General features: G+C 61.4%; 13 protein-coding genes, 1 tRNA gene and 1 pseudogene. 10 read left to right on the top strand and 5 right to left on the bottom strand.

Annotation, left to right across the window (positions count from 1 at the left end; all coding sequences use genetic code 11):
- Positions 1–10: 10 nt before the first annotated feature.
- Positions 11–409 carry a hypothetical protein gene (locus tag VJR68_RS06770; protein WP_324146905.1) on the bottom strand — a complete coding sequence of 133 codons (399 nt, stop codon included), beginning with the start codon at positions 407–409 and terminating at the stop codon, positions 11–13.
- A 308-nt stretch (positions 410–717) separates the two neighbouring features.
- Here VJR68_RS06770 and VJR68_RS06765 point away from each other — a divergent pair, with 308 nt between their 5' ends.
- Positions 718–1,305: a glycine zipper 2TM domain-containing protein gene (locus tag VJR68_RS06765; RefSeq protein ID WP_324146904.1), complete on the top strand. Its 588-nt coding sequence runs from the start codon at positions 718–720 to the stop codon at positions 1,303–1,305.
- Between the two features lie 194 nt (positions 1,306–1,499).
- Positions 1,500–4,040 carry an exo 1,3/1,4-beta-D-glucan glucohydrolase gene (locus VJR68_RS06760; protein ID WP_324146903.1) on the top strand — a complete coding sequence of 847 codons (2,541 nt, stop codon included), beginning with the start codon at positions 1,500–1,502 and terminating at the stop codon, positions 4,038–4,040.
- Positions 4,041–4,146: 106 nt separating this feature from the next.
- Here the strand turns inward: VJR68_RS06760 and VJR68_RS06755 are convergent, their stop codons facing one another.
- Positions 4,147–5,736, bottom strand: a complete 1,590-nt coding sequence (locus VJR68_RS06755; RefSeq protein ID WP_324146902.1) for a tryptophan halogenase family protein — start codon at positions 5,734–5,736, stop codon at positions 4,147–4,149.
- A 193-nt stretch (positions 5,737–5,929) separates the two neighbouring features.
- Between VJR68_RS06755 and VJR68_RS06750 the strand changes: the two genes are divergently transcribed.
- Positions 5,930–8,356: a TonB-dependent receptor gene (locus tag VJR68_RS06750; protein WP_324146901.1), complete on the top strand. Its 2,427-nt coding sequence runs from the start codon at positions 5,930–5,932 to the stop codon at positions 8,354–8,356.
- A gap of 164 nt (positions 8,357–8,520) precedes the next feature.
- The gene (locus VJR68_RS06745; protein ID WP_324146900.1) at positions 8,521–9,540 is read left to right on the top strand and encodes a LacI family DNA-binding transcriptional regulator; all 1,020 of its coding nucleotides are present in this window, start codon (positions 8,521–8,523) and stop codon (positions 9,538–9,540) included.
- A 150-nt stretch (positions 9,541–9,690) separates the two neighbouring features.
- On the opposite strand, the gene VJR68_RS06740 is transcribed toward VJR68_RS06745, so the two are convergent.
- Positions 9,691–10,029 (bottom strand): hypothetical protein, encoded by a 339-nt coding sequence (locus VJR68_RS06740; protein WP_324146899.1) that lies wholly within the window; start codon positions 10,027–10,029, stop codon positions 9,691–9,693.
- Between the two features lie 339 nt (positions 10,030–10,368).
- Positions 10,369–10,445, bottom strand: a tRNA-Arg gene (locus tag VJR68_RS06735).
- Positions 10,446–10,620: 175 nt separating this feature from the next.
- On the opposite strand from VJR68_RS06735, the gene VJR68_RS06730 reads away from it, so the two are divergent.
- From VJR68_RS06730 to poxB, 6 genes and pseudogenes are all read left to right on the top strand, one after another.
- A complete protein-coding gene (locus VJR68_RS06730) occupies positions 10,621–12,156 on the top strand; it encodes an aldehyde dehydrogenase family protein (RefSeq protein WP_324146898.1) in 1,536 nt (511 codons plus the stop codon).
- 120 nt (positions 12,157–12,276) lie between these two features.
- Positions 12,277–13,041 (top strand): SDR family oxidoreductase, encoded by a 765-nt coding sequence (locus VJR68_RS06725; RefSeq protein ID WP_324146897.1) that lies wholly within the window; start codon positions 12,277–12,279, stop codon positions 13,039–13,041.
- A gap of 19 nt (positions 13,042–13,060) precedes the next feature.
- Positions 13,061–13,828 (top strand): class I SAM-dependent methyltransferase, encoded by a 768-nt coding sequence (locus VJR68_RS06720; RefSeq protein WP_324146896.1) that lies wholly within the window; start codon positions 13,061–13,063, stop codon positions 13,826–13,828.
- Positions 13,828–14,865, top strand: a complete 1,038-nt coding sequence (locus VJR68_RS06715; RefSeq protein WP_324146895.1) for a quinone-dependent dihydroorotate dehydrogenase — start codon at positions 13,828–13,830, stop codon at positions 14,863–14,865. Before VJR68_RS06720 ends, VJR68_RS06715 begins: the two co-directional genes overlap by 1 nt.
- Positions 14,866–14,875: 10 nt before the next feature.
- Positions 14,876–15,898 carry a UDP-N-acetylmuramate dehydrogenase gene (gene murB / locus VJR68_RS06710; protein WP_324146931.1) on the top strand — a complete coding sequence of 341 codons (1,023 nt, stop codon included), beginning with the start codon at positions 14,876–14,878 and terminating at the stop codon, positions 15,896–15,898.
- A gap of 112 nt (positions 15,899–16,010) precedes the next feature.
- Positions 16,011–17,727, top strand: a pseudogene (poxB, locus tag VJR68_RS06705) (ubiquinone-dependent pyruvate dehydrogenase).
- A gap of 64 nt (positions 17,728–17,791) precedes the next feature.
- Here poxB and murJ read toward each other — a convergent pair.
- Positions 17,792–19,384 carry a murein biosynthesis integral membrane protein MurJ gene (gene murJ, locus VJR68_RS06700; RefSeq protein ID WP_324146894.1) on the bottom strand — a complete coding sequence of 531 codons (1,593 nt, stop codon included), beginning with the start codon at positions 19,382–19,384 and terminating at the stop codon, positions 17,792–17,794.
- Positions 19,385–19,424 lie beyond the last annotated feature (40 nt).

The following is a 19,424-nucleotide window of genomic DNA, read 5'->3' as shown; positions in this document are numbered from 1 at the left end:
CCTGCTGGTGTTATTGGCCGTAATAACGCGTAGTGTAAACCACGGTACGGGTAACCACCGGCGGGGGCGGCGCTTCATACACCACGGTGGCAGGCTGATAAACCACGGTGGGAGGCGGTGCGTAATAAGCCGGCGCAGGCGCAACGGCGTTTTCCACCAGGCCAGCCACGGCGCCTGCCACGACGGCACCCGCAATCCAACGGCCACCGCTCCAATAACCGCCGCCGCGATGCCAATCGTGATCATGCCAGCCGCGGTCATAGCCGCGATCATGCCAGCCGCCGCGATCCCAATCGCCTCGACGACCCCAGCCATCGTGATCGTGCGCTGATGCAGCCAGCGGCGTCACCAACGCAGCTGCAACGGCCAAACCCATCAACATACGACTGACTGCTACGTGCTTGCTCATGACGACCTCCGTTGGTGTCGGCTGCGATCCTCTGCTGGATGCGCTTAATAAGCACTGAAGGTTTTCTTGCCGCTTATGCGACGTCGTTCCAAACTCTGCTTTGCATCACCCGGCATCATGTGCATCGGTGTTGCCTCTTATGACTGCTGCGCGCATTTCGAGCAGAAAAATGGGTTGGATCGCAGGCCGTTTAGCATTGGCTAACGACTTATGCGGGTATCATTCAGCCTTGTCGCCATTCAATGAGCGTCATGGAAAGCAGGGGTGAACGTAGTGTTCGATTTAGTGACCGATTGGGGGATTCAAGTATGAGCAAGTTCGCAATCAAGACTCTTTGCGCGGCTGTTGCTGTAGCAGCTGTCGCCGGCCTGACAGGTTGCAGTCATCAGGCCAATGCGGATCCGGCGCTGGATGCCTCGCAGCAACAGCAACAGGCTGCGCAAGCAGCAGGCCCGCAGTACGCACAGGTGGTCAGCGTGACGCCGGTGCACCAGCAAGTGAACACCCCCCATCAGGTTTGCCAGGATGTGGTGGTCAATCACACCGAGCCGCCGAAGGATCAGCACAACATCGCCGGTACCGCGATCGGTGCCGTGGCCGGCGGCCTGCTGGGCCACATGGTCGGCCATGGCAAGGGCAACACCCTAGCGACGGTGGCCGGTGCGGCGGCAGGCGGCTACGCCGGTAACCGCATCGAAAACGCGCACCATCAGAGCCAGGTGACCTCCACCACCGAGCACGAGTGCAAGACGGTGGCCGATTCCAGCGACCGCGTGATCGGTTATGACGTGCAGTACGTCTACAACGGCGTCACCCGCACCACGCGCATGGATCATGACCCGGGCAACCGCGTGCAGGTGCAGGAAGGCGTGACCTCGGTCTCCGACGCTCGCTAAGCAGCAGATACACAGAGCAACACCCGGAAGGTGGCGATCCCATGGATCGCCACCTTTTTTATTGGCCTCAGCCCTCCCTGTCATCACCCGCCATCACCCCGGCCCGTCCGGATAATTGACAGCGCTGTCATATCCCAAGAACATGGCCGCCACTTCCATGGGTCCGCCGCCGGCCCACCGACCGAGGATTGCGCATGCACCACACGCGAGGCGTCTTTTCGTTCCGTCTGGGTTTCCTGTGTTTGTCGGCGCTCGCCACCGCCCTGCCCGCTTTCGTTCTGGCGCAGGAACAGACAGGCAGCGCCGTCGTCCACCCGCAAACCTGGCCTGCCGCGCACTCGCCGCTGCCGTCCGATCCGCAAGGGGAGCACCGCATCCAGGCCTTGCTGGCATCGATGAGCACCGAGGAAAAAGTGGGGCAGCTCATCCAAGCGGACATCGGCAGCGCAACACCGGAAGACGTGCGCAACTACCACCTCGGCTCCATGCTGGCCGGTGGCAATTCCAAACCCGGCGGCTCGCGCGTTGCCGATGGCCCGCAGTGGCTTGCGTTGGCAAAAGCCTATGAACAAGCCGCCATGGACGTGCCGAAAGGAAGCCCCGCCATTCCCCTGTTGTTTGGCATCGACGCGGTGCACGGCAACAACGGTGTCGTGGGGGCGACGATTTTCCCGCACAACGTGGCGCTCGGCGCCGCGCATGATCCCGAGCTGATTCGCAAGATCGGCGCGGCGACGGCAGAGGAAGTCCGCGCGATCGGCCTGAACTGGGCATTCGCGCCAACGCTGGCTGTACCGCAAGACGTGCGCTGGGGCCGCAGCTACGAAGGCTTTTCGTCCAATCCCAAGCTGGTGGCGCAGTATGCACCGGCCGCCGTGGAAGGCCTGCAAGGCAAACCCGGCGCGCCGGACTTTCTCAACGCGTATCACGTGATTGCCAGCGCGAAGCATTTTTTGGGAGACGGCGGCACGCACAACGGCGTCGACCAGGGTGATGCGCAGATCAGCGAAGCGGCTTTGCGCGATATCCACGGTGCGGGCTACCCACCGGCGATCGATGCCGGCGTGCAGACGGTGATGGCCTCGTTCTCCAGTTGGAACGGCGTGAAGATGAGCGCCGACAAAGGGTTGCTTACAGGCGTGCTGAAAGATCGCATGCATTTCGACGGTTTCGTGGTCGGCGATTGGAATTCGCATGGCCAAGTGCCCGGTTGCAGCAACGATGACTGCCCCGCCGCCATCAATGCCGGGCTGGACATGTACATGGCACCGGACAGTTGGCGCGGTCTCTACCAGCACATGCTGCAGGAAGTGCACAGCGGCGTGATTCCGATGACGCGCCTGGACGATGCCGTGACGCGCGTGCTGCGCGTCAAACTGCGGCTTGGCCTGCTCGATGGCAAACCGGCCGCGCAACCGCTCGAGGGCAAGTTCGACGTGCTGGGCGGCGCGGACCATCGTGCACTGGCACGCCAGGCGGTGCGCGAGTCGCTGGTCTTGTTGAAGAACGAGCATCACTTGCTGCCGCTCGATCCGCGCAAACACATCCTGGTGACTGGCGACGGCGCGGACAACATCCCCAAGCAAAGCGGCGGCTGGACCCTCACCTGGCAGGGCACCGGCGTCACCAATGCGAATTTCCCGCATGCGCAATCGATCTGGAGCGGCATTCGCGAACAGGTCAAAGCAGCCGGTGGCACCGCGACGCTTTCGGTGGATGGATCATTTACACAGAAGCCGGACGTCGCCATCGTCGTGTTCGGCGAAGATCCGTATGCGGAATTCCAGGGCGACATACCCAACCTCGCCTACAAACCGGGTGATGATGGCGATCTGCAATTGCTCAAGCACTTGCACGCGCAAGGCATACCAGTGGTGGCGGTGTTCCTGTCCGGGCGCGTGTTGTGGGTGAATCCGGAAATCAATGCATCCGACGCTTTCGTCGCGGCATGGCTGCCGGGTTCGGAAGGCGGCGGCATTGCCGACGTGCTGTTGCGCAAGCCCGACGGCAGCGTGCAATACGACTTCCACGGCAAGCTTTCCTATGCATGGCCGCGCAATGCGGCGCAGACGAATCAGGCCGATCCGAATCCGCTGTTCCCGTATGGCTATGGCTTGCGCTACGCCGATAACGGCGATTTGCCGAAGCTTTCCGAAGATCCGGGCATCCGTCTGGATAACGCACAGAGCGGCGTGTACTTCATGCGCGGCAAGCCAGCAAAAGGCTTCTCGCTGGTGCTTGCGGATGCAGGCGGCGATACCAAGCCAGTTACCGCCATGCCCGCCGGCAGCCCGCAAGCTGACCTGCGTGCAACGTCAGTGGATTATCACGTGCAGGAAGATGCACGGCGCTTTGCGTGGACAGGCAAACATGACGCGCAGCTCGCGATTGTCGCCGATCACGCCGAAGACATCGCACGCCAGGCCAACGGCGATATGCAGCTGGTGGCAACCTTGCGTGTCGACGAGCTTGGCAAGGGCAATGCCGCGATCGGTGTCGCCTGCGGCGTGAACTGCCATGCCGAGGTGCCGGTGCAGGCTGCGCTGGCCGCATTGCAGAAAGGCCAGTGGATTCGCTTCGGCGTGCCGTTGAAGTGTCTGCAGAAGAACGGCGCCGACATGAGCCATATCGATCGGCCGTTCGTGTTGCACAGTGCTCCGGGTACCGCGATTTCGATTGCCTCGGTGACGCTGTCGTCGAACGCAGACCGCAGCGTGGAGTGTGCAAGTCCGTAATCGGGTGCAGGTTGGGGGGAGGCACCGCCGAACCCCAACATGGGCAGGCGGGATCGCACGGATGTTGGGGTTCGCGTTCGCTCACCCCAACCTACGCTGCCGCATTTCAGCCCGCTACGGACATTTCGCTGCGCACGGCCCCACTACGCTGCACATACGCCTTGCACATTTGCTCCACCAATGCCCGGTGCTTCGGCAGATCCTTCATCGCATGTGCCGAAACCTGCTGGATCGCCGCAAATTCGCGTCGCGCCTCGTCCATGCGCGGATAGCTGCTGCGCATCGCTTCCATGTCCGTACTGAATTCCAAACCGTAAAGCACGTATTGCCAACTTGACGGCATGAACATTTCCAGGTCGGTCACGAAATCAAGGCGATGCGGCGGTCGATAGCGCCAGGCCTTCAGGCGATCGCGCAAGGTTTCCGGGATGCTCGCCGGGTCGGTGTTGTCGATCCAGAATGGATTGTCCGTACGCTGCGTGAGGCAGTAGTGCATCTTGATGAAATCCAGCACGCGCTCGTAGCGCGCACAGATCATTGTGTTGAAGTGCTTCGCCGCGCGCTCCATGTCGTCCATATCCAACGGCAGCAGATGCGTGAGCAAATAGGTGCCGAGCTCAACCAGGGCGATGCCGGTCGATTCCAGCGGTTCGACAAAACCGCCGGCCAAGCCGATGCCCACGCAATTGGCGCGCCAATGTTCGGGGCGATAGCCGGTTTCGAATTTGATATGTAGCGGCTCCAACCCCTCGGCTGCGTTGCCCAGATGCTGGCGTATCACTTCTTCTGCACGCGTGGCATCCGAGTGCCGTGACGAATACACATACCCAACACCGCGCCGCTGCTGCAGGCCGATATCCCAGGTCCAACCGGCTTCCTGCGCAGTGGCGATGGTGTAGCACGCAATCGGCGTATCGGGACGCGGATATGGCACTTGCATCGCCACCGCGCGATCCACGAACAGCACGTCAGTGCGGCTGCGGAACGGTGACTGCATGGCGTTGCCGATCAACCGGCTGCGCAAGCCGGTGCAATCCACGTAGAGATCGGCCTTCAGCTCGCCCAGCTCTTTCGTTACCAGGCTTGCAATGGCGCCGCGTGCATCCAGCTCGACGCGTTCCACCGTGGCTTCATGACGCTTTACGCCGAGCTTCTGGCCATGCCCGGCCAGCACCTGTGCGACGCGCGCGGCATCGAAGTGATAGGCGTAATTCATCGGCCCCTGGAAATCCGGATCGCTGGCGCGCTTGGGTCCGTGTCCTTGCGCAACCAGGTGGTATTGCATGGTGACCGCTTCTGCCAGTTGCATGCCTTGCGGCGCACCGCCAAGCAGCCAGTAAGGCAGCAGTTCCGGAGAACCCGGACGCTGGCTGGGCAGGCTGAAGGGATGGAAGAAACTCGATCGCCCTTCGCTACCGGGCGGACGTACCCAATGGTCGTAGCGAATGCCCTGCTTGAAGGTCGCATTCGCACCCACCAGCAACTGACCTTCGTCCAAGCCGATCGCAGCCAGGGTGCCGCGAATTGAAGGGAACGTCGCCTCCCCGACGCCAAGCAGGCCAATACCGGGCGATTCGACCAACTCCACGCGAATGCTGCCCGGCGCCGCCGCGTTCAGATGTTTGGCCAGATAGCAGGCCACCAACCAGCCTGCCGCCCCGCCACCTACCACCAAGATGCTCTGCAAACGTGCCATGTCTTTGCCCTCCCCGGGCGATCGTCATGTTGCTGTGCGTCAAGCTTCTGTGCCAAAAGCCGCCTACTATCCGCGTATGACAGCGCTGTCATATCGTACAGCACTGTCGTACCCGTGGGGCCAGTCGGGCGGACTGGAAAAAAAGGCGGGCCCCACCTGACAACGCGAAATTCATTTTTTTGGAGGGGATGAAATGACGCTTCACCACTCGGCCATGTACGTCGCGCTTGCTGCCGTGCTTGCCTCGGCCCCCGTCCTCGCAGCAGGACAGGATGCGACCTCACCGGCCACGACCAACAAGGACGGCGGACCGTCCAAGCAGAAAGTAAAGAACCTGGAAACCATCCAGGTCACTGCCACCAAACGCGAAACCCCACTGCAGAAAACCCCGGTAGCCGTCACCGCCATCACGGCCGACGCACTCGACAAAGAACACGTACAGACCGTGCAGGACATCACCAAGCTGGTACCTGGCCTGCAAGGCACCAGCGAGGGCGACCACGGCGTGACCACGCTGACCATGCGCGGTATCGGCAACGACAGCGCCAAGACCGAATATGCCGATCCGGAAGTGGCTCTGTTCATCGATGGCGTGTATGCGCCGCGCGCCGAATCGGCCACCAGCCTGTTGATGGACATCGACAGCGTGCAGGTGTTGCGCGGCCCGCAAGGCACGCTGTGGGGCCGCAACTCCACCGCGGGCGCGATCGACTTTGAAACCGTCAAGCCGGATATCAATGGCGGCTTTTTCGGCAATGCGCAGATGTCGCTGGGCAGTTACAGCCAAACGGGCGAAAAGGCGGCGATCAACCTGCCGATCAGCAGCACGTTTGCGATGCGCGTAGCCGTGGCGCACCAGCAGCACGACGGCTACGTGAACTACCAGAACCCCGGCAGCGAACTGCCCAGCGTGGCGCAGCAGCAGGCGACTTATCTCGCCAATGGCGGCACCTTGGCGACGTTCCAGCCGATCAATCAGGCGTTGTATACGCAGGGCGGCGACAAATACAACGCGCAGAACCAGTCGGCGGCGCGCATCAGCGCGTTGTGGCAGCCGATCGATGCGTTCAAGTGGAACTTGTCGTACGAGTATTTTCTCGATCGCGGCACGCCGGACATGAACTTGATGCAGAACCCGCGCCCGGGCCAGGATTTCTGGTCCGCGTTGATCGACACCGCGCCGTACCTGCATCGAACCTCCAAGACGGTGCGCAGCCGCATGGATTGGCAGATCAATGACGATATGGCGCTCACCTATATCGCTGGCTACAACCGTTTCTCCGGCGCCAGCAATTACGACCAGGACGCCGGCGCGATCCTGCCCACCAGCTTCACGACGGGTGGCGTGTATCAGGATGACCGTACCAACTACTCCAACTACTCGAGCTATAGCCACGAATTCGATTTGAAATCGACCGGCCAGCACACGGTGGACTGGATTCTCGGACTTTATTACGCCGCGGAAGACAACAACATTCGCTTCGACATTCCCATCATGAATGGCACGCAGCAGGGCACGGTGAACTGGCAGGGCTCCTTCATCCAGCCGAAGGAAACGGTGGAATCGGAAGCCGTCTTCGGCCAGGCCGTGTGGCACGTCACGGATGCGTTCAACCTCACCGCTGGCGCACGCTTCTCGGACGACACCAGGAAGAACGAAGGCGGCATCAACTGGGGTTGGGCCTATGACCCCACCGTGCCACAGGTGCCGATCTCCCCAAATGCGCAGCCGCAGGATGTCGGCTTCAGCATTTCGCAGCACAACGACGGCAAGTATCACAAGTCCAAGGTGACTTGGCTGGCGCGCGCGGATTATGTGTTCAATCAAAACGCGATGGCTTACGTCAGCATCGCCACCGGTTACAAATCGGGCGGCACGCAGGATGGCGGCACGCTGTATCAGCCGGAATCGCTCACCAACTATGAAATTGGCGCGAAGTTCACCTTCCTCGGCGGCCACCTGACGTGGAACAACGCCGCGTATTACGAGAATTTCAAGAACTTCCAGCTGTCGGCCCCGATCACCTATCCGGACGGCAACCATGGCCTGGGCTTCAACAATGTACAGGGCAGCACCAAGGTGGCCGGTTTCGAATCGGAGCTGACGCTGCAAGGTCATGACGACCGCGCCAACCTGGTGTTCTCGGCCATTCCGAAAAAGACGCTCGGCACCCTGATCTATGCAGGCAGCAATGATTACCAAGGATTGCCGCCCTGCCCGCCGCAATCGAATCTTTCCAGCTGCATGAACATCACCGGCCACACCCTGCCGCATGCGCCGGATGCTTCGCTGACCGCCATCTATGAGCATGATTTCCATCTGCCCAACGATGGCCGCCTGACGCCGCGCATCAGCAGTCAATACCAGAGCATGCAGTGGCTGAGCCCGTTCAACCTGGGCTCCGGCGATCAGCAGAAGGCTTATGTGCGCACCGATTTTTCGCTGCGCTACACGGAGCCGCAGGACCGCTGGTGGGTCAACGCGTACGTGCAAAACGTCAGCAACGACAAGATCCGCACCAACGCCATGCGCTTCACCACCGCCAATGGCGGTTTCGTCTACGTTTCCCAGTATCTGCCGCCGCGGACGTACGGCGTGGAACTGGGAGTGTGGTTCTGAGCAGGAAACACTCCCGCCTGCTCGGCGTGGCGCCTCCTTCCCCGGAGGCGCCCTCTTTCTTCAAGTTCTTGCGTGCCTGAAGACCCGCCACCGTCTCAACGCTTGTAAACAAACGGGCTCGCACGGCATAGTCACTGCGCAATACGGTGATGTCAGGAGCATGCATGCGGGTACGCCTGGAAGATGTCGCACGCGCGGCGGGTGTATCGCCCAAGACGGTATCGCGCGTCCTCAACGAGGAAGCGTACGTCAAAGAAGACACGCGCAAGCGCGTGCTCGCGGCCATGGAGTCGATGAACTATCGGCCCAGCCCTTCGGCGCGCGGCCTGGCCGGCAGCCGCTCGTTCCTGGTCGCCATGCTGTACGACAACAATGACAACCCGGCCTCGACCTATCTGGCTGAAATCCAGAACGGCGTGCTCGACGCCTGCGACGCGAACCGCTACAGCATGATGGTGTGCCCGCTGCGCATGCGCGGCGCCGATTTCATCCGCCGTGTCGATGCGCTGATTTCCGATCATCATGTGGACGGTGTGGTGTTGACGCCACCATTGACCGATCACCCGCCTCTACTGCGGCGCTTGCGCGAGCGCGAAGTCCCCTATGCCAGCGTGTCCCCGGTAAATCGCAACGACACTATCGGCGTATGCATGGATGATGAGCATGCTGCGCAGGCCCTCGTCACTCATCTGATCGAACTTGGCCACCGCCGCATCGCGCACGTACTGGGCATCGCCAATCATGGCGCAACCCGTTGGCGGCATGCCGGCTACAAGGCGGCGCTCTTGGCCGCGGGCATACCCTACGACCCGGACTATGTGGTGGAAGGCGAATTCATGTTCGGCTCCGGCGTGGCCGCCGCGCGAAAATTGCTCGCATTGCCGGACCCACCTGGCGCCATCTTTGCCGCCAACGATGACATGGCGGCGGGTGTCATGTGGGCCGCGAACGAGCGCGGCATGAAGGTGCCGCGTGACGTATCGGTCTGCGGATTCGACGACACGCCATTGGCGAGCCAGCTATGGCCGCCGTTGACCACGGTGCGCCAGCCTGCACGCGAGATGGGCAAGCTGGCGGCGTTGCAGCTGATGGAGTTGCTGCGTGGCAAGGGATCAGGCTTGCTTGTGCAGGTGCCTTATTCATTGCAATTGCGCGAGTCGACGGGCGAGCCGCCGAAGAGCTAGCGCAACCCTACGGCCGTCATTCCCGCGAAAGCCACGTAGGCTGGGATGAAATCCCGGCATCGCCATGCCCACGATGCTGGGATTTCATCCCAGCCTACGCGACAAAAAAACCTCCCGCGAGCACGGGAGGTTTTGGAATCACATCGCCAATCAATGCTTCTGCTTGTAAATGCGCTTGCTGTTGTGATTCTCGGCACGATTCAAATTGCGCTGTTCCTGCTTGGTCAGATGGCCGTTGTGCTTGGCCTCGTCGGCGGATTCGCGGCGAGCGATGTTGGCATCGTGCTTTTCGTCGTGCGCAGCCTGGGCCTGCGTCATGGTGCCGTTCTTCAAACCGTTGTTGATGCGATCCTGCTGATTTTCCAGGCGATTGTTTACTTCGTTGACGCGCGGATGATTGGGAACATCGGTTTGCGCGAACACCGTGCCGGACGCCATCGCTGCACCGATGACCAGACCGAACATGATGAGTTTCGACTTTGCATTCATGGCAAATTCCTTGGGATGTTTTAGCGGACGTTCTTGGAATTGATTGCCTTGCCGTTTTTCCGGCAAGGCACATGCATGCGTTGAGTGGGATCATCTTTTTGAATGCTGCCGATGGTGTCTCCTGTAGCGTCCTGCTCCATCGCGTTCCCCTCACCCTCGCAGGCGCCAAGAACGAGCGGCCATGGCCCGCGTTGACAAGTGCGCTGACGCGCGCGGGATTGATTCAGCTGGCCATTATGTTGCGTTGCGAAGAAGGTTTCGCGTAAGGCGGCTGGTGCATCGCATCGTGGTTTGCCATGCAGGCTGGCGAGCCTTGTGCGCCAATGAGCGATAAAGAATTGGTGCCCCCGACACGATTCGAACGTGCGACCTTCCCCTTAGGAGGGGGACGCTCTATCCAACTGAGCTACGAGGGCTGAAGGGCCGTGCCGCATGCTGCAAACCAGCATGCGTAGGCCCCGAAGTATAGGCGATGCGCCACCGTGGCGAGCAAGCCGGCGGCGTTCCCGGCTCGGCCGGCATCAGCCCGCCTGATAGAATAGGCGTTTCCCTCATATCCAGGCGCTCTGACGCCACGTCTCAGGAGTCCGCATGTCCCACGCAATCCTCACGGCGCTCGGTCTTACCGGCGAGCAGTCGGGTACGTACCTCGGCAACGGCGAGTGGTCCAAGACCACCAACGCTGGCACGCTGCAGCCGCTGAACCCGGCCACCAACGAGGTGATCGGTACCGTCCATGCCTCCAGCGCTGCCGACTACGAGATCATCGTCAAGCGCGCGCAGGCAGCATTCAAGGTATGGCGCACCACTCCCGCCCCGCAGCGCGGCGAAGCCGTGCGCCTGTGCGGCGAAGCGCTGCGCAAGCACAAGGATGCACTGGGTTCGCTGGTCGCACTGGAGATGGGCAAGATCAAGCCCGAAGGCGACGGCGAGGTGCAGGAGATGATCGACATCGCCGATTTCGCGGTGGGCCAGAGCCGCATGCTTTACGGCTACACCATGCATTCGGAACGCCCGGGTCATCGCATGTACGAGCAGTATCAGCCGCTCGGCATCGTCGGCATCATCAGCGCCTTCAATTTCCCGGTCGCCGTGTGGGCATGGAATGCCATGCTGGCCGCTATCTGCGGCGATATCTGCATCTGGAAGCCGTCGCCGAAAACGCCGCTGTCGGCCATCGCCACGATGAAGATCTGCAATGAAGCGCTGAAGGCCGGCGGTTTCCCGGATCTGTTCTTCCTGTTCAACGATGCCGGCACGGAACTGTCGCAGGCGTTCGTCGACGACCATCGCGTTCCGCTGATCAGCTTCACCGGCTCCACCAAGGTGGGCCGCCACGTTGGCGAGCGCGTCGCCAAACGCATGGGCCGTTCGCTGCTGGAACTGGGCGGCAACAACGCGATCATCGTGGACGCCAGCGCGGATCTGAAGCTGGCCATTCCGGCGATCGTGTTCGGCGCCGTCGGCACCGCCGGCCAGCGTTGCACCACCACCCGCCGCCTGTTCGTGCATGAGTCGATCATCAACGACGTGACTGACAAGCTGGTGGCCGCATACAAGCAGGTGGAAGGCAAGATCGGCGATCCCACGCTCGCCACCACGCTGATGGGCCCGCTCAACAGCAAGGATGCAGTAACGGCTTACCTCGCTGCGGTTGAAAAAGCCAAAGCCAGCGGTGGCACGGTGCGTACCGGCGGCGCCGCGATCAGCGATCGCAAGGGCAACTTCGTGCTGCCGACCATCATCACCGGCTTGAAGAACAGCGATGAGGTGGTGCAGACGGAAACCTTCGCACCGATTCTCTACGTGATCCCGTTCAAGACGCTTGATGAAGCCATCGAGCTGCAGAACAGCGTGCCGCAAGGCCTGTCTTCCTCCATCTTCACGCAGAACCTGAAGGCGGCCGAGCAGTATCTGTCGGCAGCGGGTTCGGATTGCGGCATCGCCAACGTCAACATCGGTACCTCCGGTGCGGAAATCGGCGGTGCGTTCGGTGGCGAGAAGGAAACCGGCGGCGGTCGCGAGTCGGGCTCGGATGCGTGGAAGGTGTACATGCGCCGGCAGACCAATACGATCAATTATTCGGATGCGCTGCCGTTGGCGCAGGGGATCAAGTTCGACTTGTAAGCCCGACCAAGCGCTGCTTGACGTAGGTTGGGGTGCGAACCCCAACCTCCCGATCTTGCACACATGGCGATGTTGGGGTTTGCACCCCAACCTACGATGACCTGACCGAAGAGGTATACCGTGACGTCCACTCCTTTCGACTTCCACGGCTACCGCATCATCATCGCCGGCGGCAGCAAAGGCATCGGCCGCAGCATGGCACTCGCCTTCGCCGCATCCGGCGCCGCCGTATCCATCTGCGCACGCGGCCAGTCTGCACTCGATGAAACCGCCAAAGCCATGGCCGTCCATGGCAACACGGTGCACAAGCAATCGTGCGATCTCGGCGATGCCTCCGCCATCGATACCTACATCAACGCCGCCGCCGAAGCACTCGGCGGCATCGACGTGCTGATCAACAATGCCAGCGGCTACGGCTTTGCCGATACCGAAGAAGATTGGGCAGCGGTGTTCAACATCGACATGATGGCTGCGGTGCGCGCCTCACGCGCCGCGTTGCCGTACCTTGCGAAATCACCGCACGCCAGCATCCTGCATACCAGTTCCATCGCCGCGCTGCATCCGCGCCCGACTACGCCGTCCTACGGCGCGATGAAAGCGGCACTTTCCCACTACACCACCTCGCAAGCCCACGCGCTTGCCGCGCAACGCATTCGCGTCAATGCGATTGCGCCGGGTTCCATCGATTTCGAAGGTGGCTTGTGGGATCGCTGCAAGCACGACGATCCCGCGCGCTATGCCACCGTGCTCTCGAAAATCCCTTTCGGCCGCTACGGCACGCCCGAAGAAGTCGCGCACGTGGCATTGTTCCTCGCTTCGCCGTCGGCTGGCTGGGTGACGGGGCAGATCCTGAGCGTCGATGGTGGACAGCAGTTGTCCCGCTAACCAGGAAGGAGAGGAGAGCATGAGCGATCTCAACAGCACCGAACGTTTCAGCAACCGGGTTGCCGATTACGTCCGCTATCGCCCCACCTACCCCGAAGCCTTGGTCGACTGGCTGCGCAAGGCCCAGGGCGTCACGCCCGACTGGCGCGTTGCCGATATCGGTGCCGGCACCGGCATTTCCAGCAAGCTGTTCCTGGATGCGGGACACACGGTAATTGCGGTGGAACCCAATGCCGCCATGCGCGGTGCCGCGACCGAATGGCTGGGAAGCCATCCCAAATTTCTCGCCGTGGACGGTCGTGCCGATGCCACCAACCTGGACGATGCCAGCGTCGATCTCGTTTCCGTGGCGCAGGCGTTCCATTGGTTCGATCCGGAAAGTACCCGCCGCGAATTCCATCGCATTCTCCGCCCCGATGGCCTGGCAGCTATTTACTGGAATTCGCGTCGCCTGACCGGCACGCCGTTCCTGGAAGGCTACGAAACGTTGCTGCAGGTCTACGGCACCGACTACACCAGCGTTGCCGAACGTTACGCCGACGAGCCGCGCATGCGCGAATGGTTTGGCGAGGGTTGGCGTGGCACGGCCAGTTTCGATCATCGCCAGTTGCTGGATTTCGAGGCCTTGCGCGGACGGCTGATGTCGTCCTCGTATGCGCCCCAGGCCGGTCATCCCAAGCACGAGGCCATGATCGACGCGCTGCGCAGGCTGTTCGACGCCTGCGCGGTGGACGGTCGGGTAAGCTTCGACTACGACACCCGTGTTTATGTTGGTGAGGTTCCTTGATGTATCGCTGGCTGCGCCCGCTGTTGTTCCAACTTGATGCTGAAACAGCACACGGCTTGACGCTGTATGGCCTGGATGTTGCCTGGCGCAGCGAATTGATGCGCTTCGTCGCGGCTCCACCTGCGGAGCTTCCCGTCGAAGCCTTCGGCATCCGCTTTCCGAACCCTGTCGGACTTGCGGCAGGTTTGGACAAGAACGCCGACCACCTCGACGCACTCGGCGCGCTCGGCCTCGGCTTTGTCGAAGTCGGCACGGTCACACCGCGCCCGCAGATCGGCAACGATCGCCCGCGCCTGTTCCGGCTGCCGCAGCACGAGGCCATCATCAACCGCATGGGCTTCAACAATGGCGGCGTCGATGCGCTGGTGCGCAACGTGCGGGCATCGAGCTATCGCGGCGTGCTGGGCATCAACATCGGCAAGAACAAGGACACGCCCAACGAAAAGGCCGTGGACGATTACCTGTTCTGCCTGGAGCGTGTCTACGCGCATGCCAGTTACATTACCGTCAACATCTCCTCACCCAACACCAAGGGCCTGCGCGATCTGCAGGAAGAGGCAACGCTGCGTCGCTTTATCGAAATCTTGCGCGAAGCCCAAGAGCGGCTTGGTTCACAGCATGGCGCGCGCAAACCGATGCTGTTGAAGATCGCCCCCGACCTTTCCGAGGCCGAGCTGGACAGCATGGCGGAAGTACTGCTCGCGGCCAGCGTGGATGGCGTGATCTGCACCAACACCACCATCGATCACGCCTCTGTCGCCAGCGATCCGCGCGGCAACGAAACCGGCGGGCTCTCCGGCAAGCCACTGCGTGCACGCGCCACGGAAGTCGTGCGTGGCATGCGCCAGCGCCTGGGCGATCGCATCGGCATCATCGGCGTGGGCGGCATTGTCGAAGGCGACGATGCCGTGGAAAAAATCAACGCAGGCGCCAAGCTGGTGCAAATCTATTCCGGCCTGATCTATCGCGGCCCTGAACTGATCGCCGATTGCGTCAATGAAATCCGCCGACAGCAGGAACATGCGGATGCACGCTGACCGCGTCGACATGGGCGGCTATACGCTGATCGAAAATGCCTCGCTGCTCAAGCGCAACACACTGCGCGTGGATGCGCGCGCCAAGCTGCTGGCAGAAATACGCGACGCCAGCAAATTGCCGGAACTGCTCGACTTCCCCGCCATTCGCGCCGGCCGCCTGCTGGTGTTGGGCGAAGGCAGCAACATGCTGCTCATCGGTAATGTCGACGGCACCGTGCTGGCGATGGAAACGCGCGGCGTGCACGTGGAACAGGAAGGCGACCTCACCCGCATTGCCGTTGCCGCGGGCGAGCGCTGGGATGACTTCGTGCGCTGGACACTTGGCCAGGGCTTTGCCGGGCTGGAAAACCTCATCCTCATTCCCGGCACCGTCGGCGCAGCGCCCATCCAGAACATCGGCGCCTACGGCACCGAAGTGGCCGAATTCATCGAAAGCGTGGAAGCGTGGGATCGTCTCGAGCGGCGTGTCATCACGCTGGATCGTGCAGCCTGCGCGTTCGGCTACCGCGATTCGCTGTTCAAGCACGAACCGGATCGCTTCATCGTCACCGCCGTGCGCTTCGCGCTGCCACGCCAGCATGCTTTGCGCCTGGACTATGCCGGCATCCGCGAAGAGCTGGAACGCATGGGCGTCAGCAATCCCGCACCGTTCCACGTTGCCGAAGCCGTGGTGCATCTGCGCACGCGCAAGCTGCCTGATCCTGCCGTGATCGGTAATGCTGGCAGCTTCTTCAAGAATCCCATCGTTGATGCTGCGCAAGGCGAGGCGTTGAAGCGCGATTATCCCGAACTCGTCGCATGGCCGGGCAAAGACGCACGCTGGAAACTCTCCGCCGCGTGGCTGATTGAAACCGCCGGCTTCAAAGGCATGCGCGACGGTGACGCGGGCATCTCCAACCGTCACGCGCTGGTATTGGTGAATCATGGCAAGGCCACCGGCCCAGAGCTTTGGGCATTCGCGCAGCGTGTGATCGAAGGTGTGCATGCGCGCTTTGGCGTGCGCTTGGAACCGGAACCGATGATCATCGGCTAGCCATGCAGGCTGGATGAAATCCCAGCCCACCCGTATCGCCCGTACACCACCTTTACAGAAAGCAAAGCACCCCTTTGCCAAGATGCGCTCCTTGCTACCAAGGAGCCACGTCATGAGCATTCGCAATGTTGCCGATGTCCTGGTCGAAACCCTGGCACAGGCCGGAGTGAAACGGATCCATGGATTGGTCGGCGACAGCCTCAACGGCATTACCGAATCGCTGCGACGTCGCAAAGACATGCAATGGATTCACTACCGGCATGAGGAATCGGCTGCGTTCGGCGCGGGCGCGGAATCGCAATTGACCGGCCAATTGGCCGTTTGTGCTGGCTCGTGTGGACCCGGCAATCTGCACCTGATCAACGGACTCTTCGACGCACACCGTTCACGCACGCCAGTGCTGGCGATTGCGGCACACATCCCTTCCGCTGAAATCGGCAGCGGCTATTTCCAGGAAACGCATGCGCAAAACCTGTTCCAGGAATGCAGCCACTACTGCGAGCTGATCAGCAGCGCAGCGCAGATCCACCGTGCAACCGCAACGGCAATACGCGCAGCAGTGGGCCAGCGCGGCGTGTCGGTGCTAGTGATTCCCGGTGACGTGGCACTTAGCGAGGCCAGCGGCTCGGTGTTGACGAGTGCAGGTCTGTTACCCGCCACGCCTAAAATCATTCCGCCTGATGCGCAGCTGGATCAACTCGCTGCTCTGCTCGGCAGCGGCCGCAAGGTGACGTTGTTTTGCGGGCGCGCATGACGCACTGATCCGTCTCGCCGAAACGCTCAAGGCACCGGTGGTGCATGCATTGGGCGGCAAGGAACACGTCGAATGGGATAACCCCTATGACGTCGGCATGACCGGCCTGATCGGCTTCAGCTCCGGCTACGAAGCGATGATGAACTGCGATACCTTGCTGCTGCTCGGCACCGACTTTCCGTATCGCCAGTTCTTTCCGGAAGACGCCAGGATTTGCCAGATCGATCTGCGTGCCGAAAACCTCGGCCGCCGTTGCCGCCTGGATCTTGGCTTGGTCGGCGACGTCGGCGCCACCATCGAGGCGCTGCTGCCGCGCCTCAAAGCCGCCACCGATGACAACCACCTGAAGAACAGCCTGCAGCTTTACAAGAAGGCGCGCGAAGGCTTGAACGATCTCGCCACCGGCAAGGCGGGAAGCAAGCCGATCCATCCGCAATACGTCGCCAAAGTGGTCAGCGACGTAGCCAGCGAGGATGCGGTATTCACCTGCGATGTCGGCACACCCACCATCTGGGCCGCACGCTATTTGAAGATGAATGGCAAACGCCGCCTGCTCGGCTCCTTCGTGCATGGCTCGATGGCGAATGCGATGCCGCAAGCGATCGGTGCGCAGACGGCGTTTCCATCTCGACAGATCATCAGCCTGTCCGGCGATGGCGGCTTTTCCATGCTGATGGGCGACATCCTCACCCTGGTGCAGCACCCGTTGCCGGTAAAGATCGTAGTGTTCAACAACGGCACGCTGGGCTTCGTGGAACTGGAAATGAAAGCCTCCGGCTTTCTGCCGACGGGTGTGTCGCTGGATAACCCGGATTTCTCCGCACTCGCACGCGCGGCAGGCATCTATGGCGTGCGCGTGGAAGATCCTGGCGACCTCGAAGGCGCCGTGCGCGAAGCATTCGCCCACAACGGTCCAGCATTGATCGACGTGGTGACGAACCGGCAGGAACTGTCCATGCCACCAAAAATCCAGTTGGAACAGATGAAGGGTTTCAGCCTGTGGGCGCTACGCACGGTGATGAATGGCCGAGGCGATGAGTTGATCGAGCTCGCGCGCAGCAACCTACGCCGCTGACGCCACTGCTTTTTTAGGCTGGGATGACATCCCAGCATCGTGAGCCACGGAAAAGCTGGGATTGTCATCCCAGCCTACGATCAAGCCCAACCCTTCGCAGCATTTTTTGCACGACGTCCCTGCACGTCCTCACACGCAATAAAAACGTCGCCGCAAAATAAGCAACACCATACGTCGACAACACAAACGCGGCGACCAAGATCGGCCCCCATGCCGGCATGAAGCGCTCAACAACACACGCCACCAACGCCGCAACGGCCGCTGCCGCCCATAGCTTGACCATCATCGACACAGCCACACCGGTGAGGCCAAGCTTATGATTCATCTTCCTGCGCAACAGATGAAACTCGACCCAGCCGGCCACACCGGCGGACGCCGTCAATCCGACCGCGCCCCACTGCATGGGAATGCCCAGCAATTTCGGAATCAACAACGCGCTGCCCAAACCCAGCACCGCCGTAAAGGCAAGCCGCACCAAGGCATAACGCAGCGGCGTACGTGTATCGCGCATCGCGTAATAAGTGGACGAATACAGCCGCCCGAACGTCGATGCCAGCAAACCGACGCCGGAGCCCGCCAAAATCGCCCACACGTAATACGAATCCTTGGCGGTAAATGCGCCAGATTGATACAGCGCCGCAACGATCACATTCCCCAAAGCAAAAAACGCCATCGCGGACGGCACGATAAAAAAGGCGATTCGCTCCAGGCCATTGTTCAAGCGCGCAGAAAGCTTTGCAGCGACTTCGTCGTCCACATGCTCGCCGGCCATGCGCGACAGCGTCGGCAATTCAGACGCGGAAATCGCCATGCCGAACAGGCTTACCGGCAACAAGTTGATCGATGCCGCCGTGGTCATGCCCGCCACGGCACCACTGCCGAGCAAGGTCGAAATGGCCTGATCGACGAACGCACTGATCTGCACCACACCGCGCCCGATCACCACATTCATGAAACTGCCGCCCACCTGCTTCACGTGCAGGCTTTTTATATCCAGGCGAAGGCGCAAGTTCGGCACCAGCTTCAACACCGGCCCCAGCTGCACCAGGAACTGCAACAGGCATCCCAGCACCGTGCCCCATGCCAGATACACGATCAGCCGATTCGCATCCAGGTGATGGAACACCAACATGGTCAGGATCATGGAAAGATTCCAGATCACCGGCGCCGCATACGAAAGAAAGAACTTGTGATGGCTGTTGAGTATGCCCAGGCACCACGCCGACCACACCAGAATGCCGGTGCCTGGAAACAGAATGCGCACGATCAGAATGGTGAGCTCGCGCTTCTCGCCGGTATAACCGGGTGCGATCGCCCAGAGCAGATACGGCGTCGCGAGAATACCCAGCGCAACGATAACGGAAATGATCAACGCAAGAATCGCAAAGATCGCCCCGGCCAGACGATCGGCATCCTCCTGCTTATGCTGCGCCAGCAGGCGCGCGTAGACCGGAATGAAGGAGGCCGACAGCACCCCTTCCCCGAACAGGTTCTGCAGGAAGTTTGGTACGCGCAATGCAGCGCTGAAAATATCGGCCGCGTCGGAAAGGCCAAAAAAATGGGAGAACACCCGCTGCCGCACCAGGCCGAACAGGCGGCTGCAAAGAATGCCTGCGCCTACCAGCAAGGCGTGGCCGCGGCCCGCGTCTTTCGTCATGGTTGCCTGGATTGCTGGGAAAACGGCAAGGTTAACGTAG

Origin of the sequence: Dyella sp. (genome assembly GCF_035277725.1) — a bacterium.
Lineage (GTDB): Bacteria > Pseudomonadota > Gammaproteobacteria > Xanthomonadales > Rhodanobacteraceae > Dyella_B.
Note: the sequence above shows the minus strand (reverse complement) of the source record. Positions and strands in the feature narration are given on the sequence as shown.

What these genes read in the sequence shown, in the direction of transcription:
- VJR68_RS06740 (WP_324146899.1), bottom strand. Translation starts at nt 10,029, where the DNA reads ATGAATGCAAAGTCGAAACTCATCATGTTCGGTCTGGTCATCGGTGCA.
- VJR68_RS06750 (WP_324146901.1), top strand. Translation starts at nt 5,930, where the DNA reads ATGACGCTTCACCACTCGGCCATGTACGTCGCGCTTGCTGCCGTGCTT.
- murB (WP_324146931.1), top strand. Translation starts at nt 14,876, where the DNA reads ATGGGCGGCTATACGCTGATCGAAAATGCCTCGCTGCTCAAGCGCAAC.
- VJR68_RS06770 (WP_324146905.1), bottom strand. Translation starts at nt 409, where the DNA reads ATGAGCAAGCACGTAGCAGTCAGTCGTATGTTGATGGGTTTGGCCGTT.
- VJR68_RS06765 (WP_324146904.1), top strand. Translation starts at nt 718, where the DNA reads ATGAGCAAGTTCGCAATCAAGACTCTTTGCGCGGCTGTTGCTGTAGCA.
- VJR68_RS06720 (WP_324146896.1), top strand. Translation starts at nt 13,061, where the DNA reads ATGAGCGATCTCAACAGCACCGAACGTTTCAGCAACCGGGTTGCCGAT.
- VJR68_RS06715 (WP_324146895.1), top strand. Translation starts at nt 13,828, where the DNA reads ATGTATCGCTGGCTGCGCCCGCTGTTGTTCCAACTTGATGCTGAAACA.
- VJR68_RS06730 (WP_324146898.1), top strand. Translation starts at nt 10,621, where the DNA reads ATGTCCCACGCAATCCTCACGGCGCTCGGTCTTACCGGCGAGCAGTCG.
- VJR68_RS06745 (WP_324146900.1), top strand. Translation starts at nt 8,521, where the DNA reads ATGCGGGTACGCCTGGAAGATGTCGCACGCGCGGCGGGTGTATCGCCC.
- VJR68_RS06755 (WP_324146902.1), bottom strand. Translation starts at nt 5,736, where the DNA reads ATGGCACGTTTGCAGAGCATCTTGGTGGTAGGTGGCGGGGCGGCAGGC.
- murJ (WP_324146894.1), bottom strand. Translation starts at nt 19,384, where the DNA reads ATGACGAAAGACGCGGGCCGCGGCCACGCCTTGCTGGTAGGCGCAGGC.
- VJR68_RS06760 (WP_324146903.1), top strand. Translation starts at nt 1,500, where the DNA reads ATGCACCACACGCGAGGCGTCTTTTCGTTCCGTCTGGGTTTCCTGTGT.